This window comes from Corallococcus sicarius (genome assembly GCF_003611735.1).
GTDB classification, from domain to species: Bacteria; Myxococcota; Myxococcia; order Myxococcales; family Myxococcaceae; genus Corallococcus; species Corallococcus sicarius.
Genome location: NZ_RAWG01000444.1, coordinates 1 through 6,103 on the forward strand (window position 1 = coordinate 1; position 6,103 = coordinate 6,103).

General features: G+C 73.4%; 5 protein-coding genes. All 5 read left to right on the top strand.

Annotation, left to right across the window (positions count from 1 at the left end):
• Positions 1–2: 2 nt before the first annotated feature.
• Positions 3–587: a TIGR02265 family protein gene (locus D7X12_RS38175; RefSeq protein ID WP_120630092.1), complete on the top strand. Its 585-nt coding sequence runs from the start codon at positions 3–5 to the stop codon at positions 585–587.
• A gap of 319 nt (positions 588–906) precedes the next feature.
• A complete protein-coding gene (locus D7X12_RS38180) occupies positions 907–2,535 on the top strand; it encodes a hybrid sensor histidine kinase/response regulator (protein ID WP_244225031.1) in 1,629 nt (542 codons plus the stop codon).
• Positions 2,532–2,909, top strand: a complete 378-nt coding sequence (locus D7X12_RS38185) for a response regulator (protein WP_120630093.1) — start codon at positions 2,532–2,534, stop codon at positions 2,907–2,909. The genes D7X12_RS38180 and D7X12_RS38185 overlap by 4 nt, the downstream gene beginning before the upstream one ends.
• Before the next feature lie 116 nt (positions 2,910–3,025).
• Complete coding sequence (locus D7X12_RS38190) at positions 3,026–5,215, top strand: cation:proton antiporter domain-containing protein (protein ID WP_120630094.1); 2,190 nt, start codon at positions 3,026–3,028, stop codon at positions 5,213–5,215.
• Between the two features lie 5 nt (positions 5,216–5,220).
• The gene (locus D7X12_RS38195) at positions 5,221–6,039 is read left to right on the top strand and encodes a helix-turn-helix domain-containing protein (protein WP_120630095.1); all 819 of its coding nucleotides are present in this window, start codon (positions 5,221–5,223) and stop codon (positions 6,037–6,039) included.
• Positions 6,040–6,103 lie beyond the last annotated feature (64 nt).

Below are 6,103 nucleotides of genomic sequence, written 5' to 3' on the forward strand. Positions count from 1 at the left end.
GGGTGGAGGGGAGCGCGGCGTGGCACCTGGTGGAGCGGTGCCGGGCGGCGACCCCGCGGGACGTGGCCCGGGGGATGTTCTTCCAGGGCGTGGTGGGCGTGGTGGGCTTCCTCCAGGGCGAGGCGGCCGGCGCGCAGTGCCTGGAGGCGGCGGGCCTGCACGCGCTGAACCCCGGGGAGCTGTACCCGGTGACGCGCTTCCTGAAGATGGCGGCCCGGGCGACGCGGCTCTTGCGCCCGCAGCTGGGGGACTGGGATCAGTCGCTGCACTACATCGGGACGCAGGCCACGGTGGACTTCCTGGCCTCCATGTTCGGCCGGGAGCTGATGCAGATGTCCCGGCGAGACCCCCGGCGGCTCTTGCAACACCTGGCGGACGGCTACCAGACGGCGGTGAGCTACGGCGAGCGCACCGTGCTGTGGACCGGCGAGCGCAGCGCGCGCTTCGTGATGCGCCGGGACTTCATGCCCGCGCCCTACCACGAGGGCGTCCTGCTGGGCGCGCTGGAGGCGGTGGGGGCGCAGGACGTGCGGGTGCACGGACGCCAGCTATCCCTGCTTGACAGTGAGTACGACGTTTCCTGGTAGGCCGGGTCGCTCCCCTCCAGGGCGGTGGGGTTGGGGGGCGGACGTTCACCAGCCAGCGCTCGGGCGCGAACGTCGGGCATTTCTCCCCAGGGTGTGACAGGCAAGACCACTAGCATGCGTGGAGCAGGCCCCACGCCGGATGCCGCTGGTTTTCCGGCCCCACACCGGGAGGAGTCACGCGAATGGATGCAGCACAAGGCTCCCGGCCGGCGCGGCGGTGGGCCCCCGGGAGGAGCGCTCCCGGCACGGCGCCCGGCCGTGTCCAGGTCCTTCTCCAGGTCGCATCCCTCCGGGTGGCGGTGAAGGCCGGGGCCCGGGCATGACGCCCTTCCGGCTGCTGCTGGTGGAGGACAACGCCAACGACGCGGCGCTGGTGACGGCGGAGCTGGAGCAGGCGGGCTACCGGCCGACGACGTGGCGGGTGGAGACGCTCGAAGGGCTGCGCGGGGCGCTGGCCATGGATGGCTGGGACCTGGTGCTGTGCGACTACCGGCTGCCGGGCTTCAGCGCGCTGCAGGTGCTGGCGATGCTCCATGAGCTGGGGCGGGACGTGCCGCTCATCGTCCTGTCCAGCCAGCTCAGCGAGGAGCAGGCCGTCACGCTGATGAAGGCGGGCGCGCGCGACTGCTTCTCCAAGGACCGGCTGACGCGGCTGGGGCCGGCGGTGGCGCGCGAACTGGAGGAGACGCGCGTGCGGCGCGAGCGCGTGCGCGCGGAGGTGGACCGCGAAATCCTGGCCCGCGCCAGCGAGCTGCTCACCGCGTCGCTGGAGCAGGAGGCGCGGTTGGATCAACTGGTCCAGCTGCTGGTGCCCCGGGTGGCGGACTGGAGCGCCTTCTTCCTCCATGACCTGGAGCGCAGCGGGCTGAAGCTGGTGGCGCTGGCGCAACCGGATTCGGCCCGGCGCACGCTGGCGCTGACGCTGCACCAGCGCTTCCCCCTGGAGCCGCAGGCCACCGGGGGCCCCGCGTACGTCCTGCGCACGGGCACGCCGGAGCTGGTGCCGGACGTGCGCGAGCGCCCCGAACCCATCCCCGCGGACGCGGCGCACCCGCGCGGGGTGGAGGAGATGGGCCTGCGCTCGGTGGTGAACGTGCCGCTGCCCGGCCGCGACGGCGCGCTGGGCGTGCTGTCCCTGGGCACGCTGGGCGAGCGCACGCTGGACCGGGTGGACCTGGCGCTCGGGCAGGAGCTGGCGCGGCGGACGGGCCTGGCCCTGGAGAACGCGCGGTTGTTCCAGGAGGCGCGCGAAGCGGTGCGCCTGCGCGACGAGTTCCTCACCGTGGCCGCGCACGAGCTGCGCACGCCCCTCACCACGCTGCGGCTGCAGCTGGGCACGCTGCTGCAGCGCTCGGCGGCGCACCACCTGGACTCGGAGGTGGTGGCGCGGCTGGAGCGCAGCGTGCGGCAGGTGCGGCGGCTGGGCACGCTGGTGGAGGGGCTGCTGGACGTGTCGCAGCTGAGCAGCGGCGAATTGTCCCTGATGCCGGAGCGCTTCGACCTGGAGGAGCTGGTGGCGGAGGTGCTGGAGCGCTACCAGGCGGAGGCCGCGTCGGCGGGCTGCGAACTGCGCCAGTCGCCGCGCCGCGGGCTGTGGGGCACGTGGGACCGACTTCGGGTGGACCAGGCGGTGGGAGCGTTGATATCCAACGCGGTCAAGTTCGGTCCGGGACGGCCGGTGGAGGTGGACGTGGGGAAGGTGGGCGGCTTCGCGCGCATCCAGGTGCGCGACCGGGGCATCGGGCTGCCGGCGGACCAGGTGGAGCGCATCTTCGAGCGCTTCGGGCGCGCCGTGAGTTCGCACTCGTATGGCGGGCTGGGCCTGGGGCTGTACCTCACGCGCCGCGCGGCGGAAGCGCACGGCGGACGGGCCTGGGCGGAACCCGGTCCGGAAGAAGGCGCGCGGTTCACGCTGGAATTGCCCTTGGAGAAGGAGACGCGCGAGTGAGTCGGCCGCTGTTGGTGGTGGATGACGACACGGACCTGCGCGAGGCGCTGGAGGAGGTCCTGCGCGACGCGGGCTACACCGTGATGGGGGCGGGCAACGGCCAGCAGGCGCTGGAGGTGCTGCGGCAGGCACAGACGACGCCGTCGCTGGTGCTGCTGGACATGATGATGCCGGTGATGGACGGGGCGACCTTCGGCCGCAAGATGCGCGCGGTGGACGCCTGGCGCGACATCCCGGTGCTCGTCTTCTCCGCGTCCGCCAACGCCCGCCAGGTGGCCGACGAGATGGGCGCCTGCGGCTACCTGCGCAAGCCCGTGGACGTGGAGACGCTGCTCAAGGCCGTGGCCGCCAACAAGGCCCCCGAAGGCGCCTGAGCAGTCCCGAAGCATCCAGGCGGTTTTGAACGGGCAGGCACCCCGCGCGCGCGTTGACGCTGTGCGCGACCGGCTGATAAGCGACTGCTTAACAGCTTTCCAGCGAGGCGCTCCCGATGAACACCCACATGCTCGCACAGCTCCTGGTCCAGCTCATCGTCATCGTCGGCGTGTCGCGGCTGATTGGCCGGGGGGCGCGGTGGGTGGGACAGCCGCTCGTCATCGCGGAGGTGGTGGCCGGCATCGCGCTGGGCCCGTCGCTGCTGGGGTGGCTGTGGCCGGACGCGATGCGCTGGCTGTTTCCCCCGGAGTCCATGCCGTTCCTGAAGATGCTGGCCGAGGTGGGGCTGGTGCTCTTCATGTTCCTCATCGGCCTGGAGCTGGACCCCAAGCTGCTGAAGGGGCGGGGGCACTCGTCGGTGGTCATCAGCCACTCGAGCATCATCGTCCCCTTCGGGCTGGGCGCGGCGGCGGGCGCGCTGTGGCTGTACCGGTCGCTGTCGGACCCTTCGGTGCCGTTCTCGTCGTTCGTGCTGTTCATGGGCGTGTCCATGAGCATCACGGCCTTCCCGGTGCTGGCGCGCATCCTCACCGAGCGCGGGCTGATGCAGTCGAAGATTGGCGCCATCGCCATCGCGTGCGCGGCGGTGGACGACGTGACGGCGTGGTGCCTGCTGGCCTTCGTCGTCTCGCTGGTGCGCGCATCCAGCCTGGCCCAGGCGGGGCTGACCACGCTGTTCGCGGTGCTCTACATCGGCTTCATGCTGCTGCTGGTGCGGCCGTTCCTCGCCCGGCTGGGCGCGCGCGTGGCCAGCCGCGAGGGGCTGACGCAGAACGTGGTGGCGGCCACGCTGGTGCTGCTGCTGGCGTCCGCGTGGGCCACGGAGCGCATTGGCATCCACGCGCTGTTCGGCGCGTTCCTCTTCGGCGCGGTCATCCCCAAGGAGGGCGGGCTGGCCACGGCGCTGATTGAAAAGCTGGAGGACGTGACGGTGGTGCTGCTGCTGCCCGTGTTCTTCGCCTTCAGCGGGCTGCGCACGCAGCTGGGGCTCTTGGACAGCGTGGAGGCGTGGGTGACGTGCGGGGTCATCATCCTGCTGGCGTGCCTGGGCAAGTTCGGTGGCAGCGCGGTGGCGGCGCGCGTCACCGGCCTGCGGTGGCGGGAGGCGGGGGCCATTGGCGTCCTGATGAACACGCGCGGGCTGATGGAGCTCATCGTGCTCAACCTGGGCCTGGACCTGGGCGTCATCTCCCCCACGCTCTTCACGATGATGATCATCATGGCGCTGGTGACGACGTTCATCACCTCGCCGCTCTTGCGCTGGATGTATCCGCCGGAGGAGCAGGCGCGCGACCAGCTGGCGCAGCCCCCGGACGCGGCGCTCACGCCGTCCGCGTACACGGTGCTCCTGTGCGTGTCGCACGGGCAGGCGGGGCCGGGCATGGCGGTGCTGTCGCGGGCGCTGTCGGGCGAGCGCAACGACGCGAACCTCTACGCGCTGCACCTCCTGTCGCCGGAGCGTCCGCTCCGCGTGCGCGCGGAGGCGCCCCTGGATGCGACGGGCGGGACGGGCGCGGAGGGCGGGGCGGGCAGCGCGCTGACGCCGCTCGTGGGGCGCGCGGAGAAGCTGGGGCTGTCGGTGCGCACGCTGTCGTTCGTGTCGTCGGAGCCCGCGCGGGACATCTGCCGCACGGCGCAGGCCAAGCGCGCGGACCTGGTGCTGCTGGGCTGGCACAAGCCGCTGTTCAGCCAGACGGTGCTGGGCGGCACGGTGCACGAAGTGATGCAGGAGGCGTCCAGCACGGTGGCGGTGCTGGTGGACCGCGGGCTGTCGCAGGTGCGGCGGGTGCTGGTGCCCTTCGTGGGCAGCCGGCATGACCGGGCGGCGCTGGGGCTGGCGCGGCGGTTGTTCAAGCAGTCCGGCGCGGAGGTGACGGTGCTGCACGTGACGTCGCCGCAAGGCGCCGGCACGGTGCGCGCGCAGGTGGAGGAGCTGTTCCCCCAGGACGAGGGCGCCGCGGTGAAGCTCAAGGTGGTGCGCCACGCGTCGCCGGAGGAGGCCGCGCTGGAGGAGGCGCGCGCGGGCTACGACCTGGTGGTGGTGGGCGTGGGCGCCGAGTGGGGCCTGGAGGACAAGCTGTTCGGCGTGCAGCGCGAGCGCATCGTGCGGGACGCGCCCGGGTCGCTCTTGCTCGTGCGCCACCCGGAGGGTGCCCCCGCGCTGGCCCAGGGCCAGGGACAGGGCCAGCGCCAGGCGCAGGGCGCCACGCCGGACGCCGCGCAGGCCGTTGGAGCGAGGCCCTGAGCACCATGCACCTGGGGGCCACCCTGCGCCTGCTGCGGGTGGACGCGGGCCTGTCCCTGCGCGACCTGGCGCGGCGCATCGGCGTGTCGAGCGCGTACCTGAGCCGCGTGGAGCACGGCGTGGACGCGCCGCCCACGCAGGCGCGGCTGACGGCCATCGCCCGGGAGCTGGACGTGCCCCCGGCGCTGCTGATGGACGTGGCCAACCGGGTGAGCCCCTACGTCGCGGGCTACCTGGAGGACGTGCCCGCGGCGGGGACGCTGCTGCTGGACATCGCGCGGCGCAAGCTGACGGGCGCGCAGCTCGCGCGCGTGCGGGCCTTCCTGGACGCGGAGTTCCCCCTGCGCGAGCCGCGCGGGGACGAACCCGCGCCCGCCCTGGGCCCACTCCTGTGCGCCGAGCGCGTGGTGGTGCAGTTGAGCTGCGAGGACTACGAGGACGCGTTCGACGTGGCGGCGGGGCGGCTGGCGTCCGCGCTGCCCGACCTGGACGCCGCGGCGCTGGCGGCGCGCCTGCGCCAGCGCGAGGGCGAGGCCTCCTCCCAGGTGGGCAATGGCGTGGCGGTGCCGCACGCGTACGTGCCCGGCGCGACCCCGGCCGCGGCGCTGGTGACGCTGGCCCGGCCCCTCCACGCGGACACGCCGGACGGCCAGCCCCTGCGGCTGGTGGTGGCGCTGGTGGACGGCCACCGGGGGCGCGCGCGGCTGATGCGGCTGGCCCACGTGGCGAGGCTCGCGGGGCGGGGGCTGGCGGACCGGCTCCAAGGCGCGGACGGGCCCGCCCGGGTGCTGGAGCTGCTGGAGGACGCGGAAGCGCTGCGCTGAAGCGCCGCGGACCTCCAGGTGCAGGTGACGGCTCAGGTCCCCTGGGGCACCCAGTGCTCCCACC

What these genes read in the sequence shown, in the direction of transcription:
- D7X12_RS38180 (WP_244225031.1), top strand. Translation starts at nt 907, where the DNA reads ATGACGCCCTTCCGGCTGCTGCTGGTGGAGGACAACGCCAACGACGCG.
- D7X12_RS38195 (WP_120630095.1), top strand. Translation starts at nt 5,221, where the DNA reads ATGCACCTGGGGGCCACCCTGCGCCTGCTGCGGGTGGACGCGGGCCTG.
- D7X12_RS38190 (WP_120630094.1), top strand. Translation starts at nt 3,026, where the DNA reads ATGAACACCCACATGCTCGCACAGCTCCTGGTCCAGCTCATCGTCATC.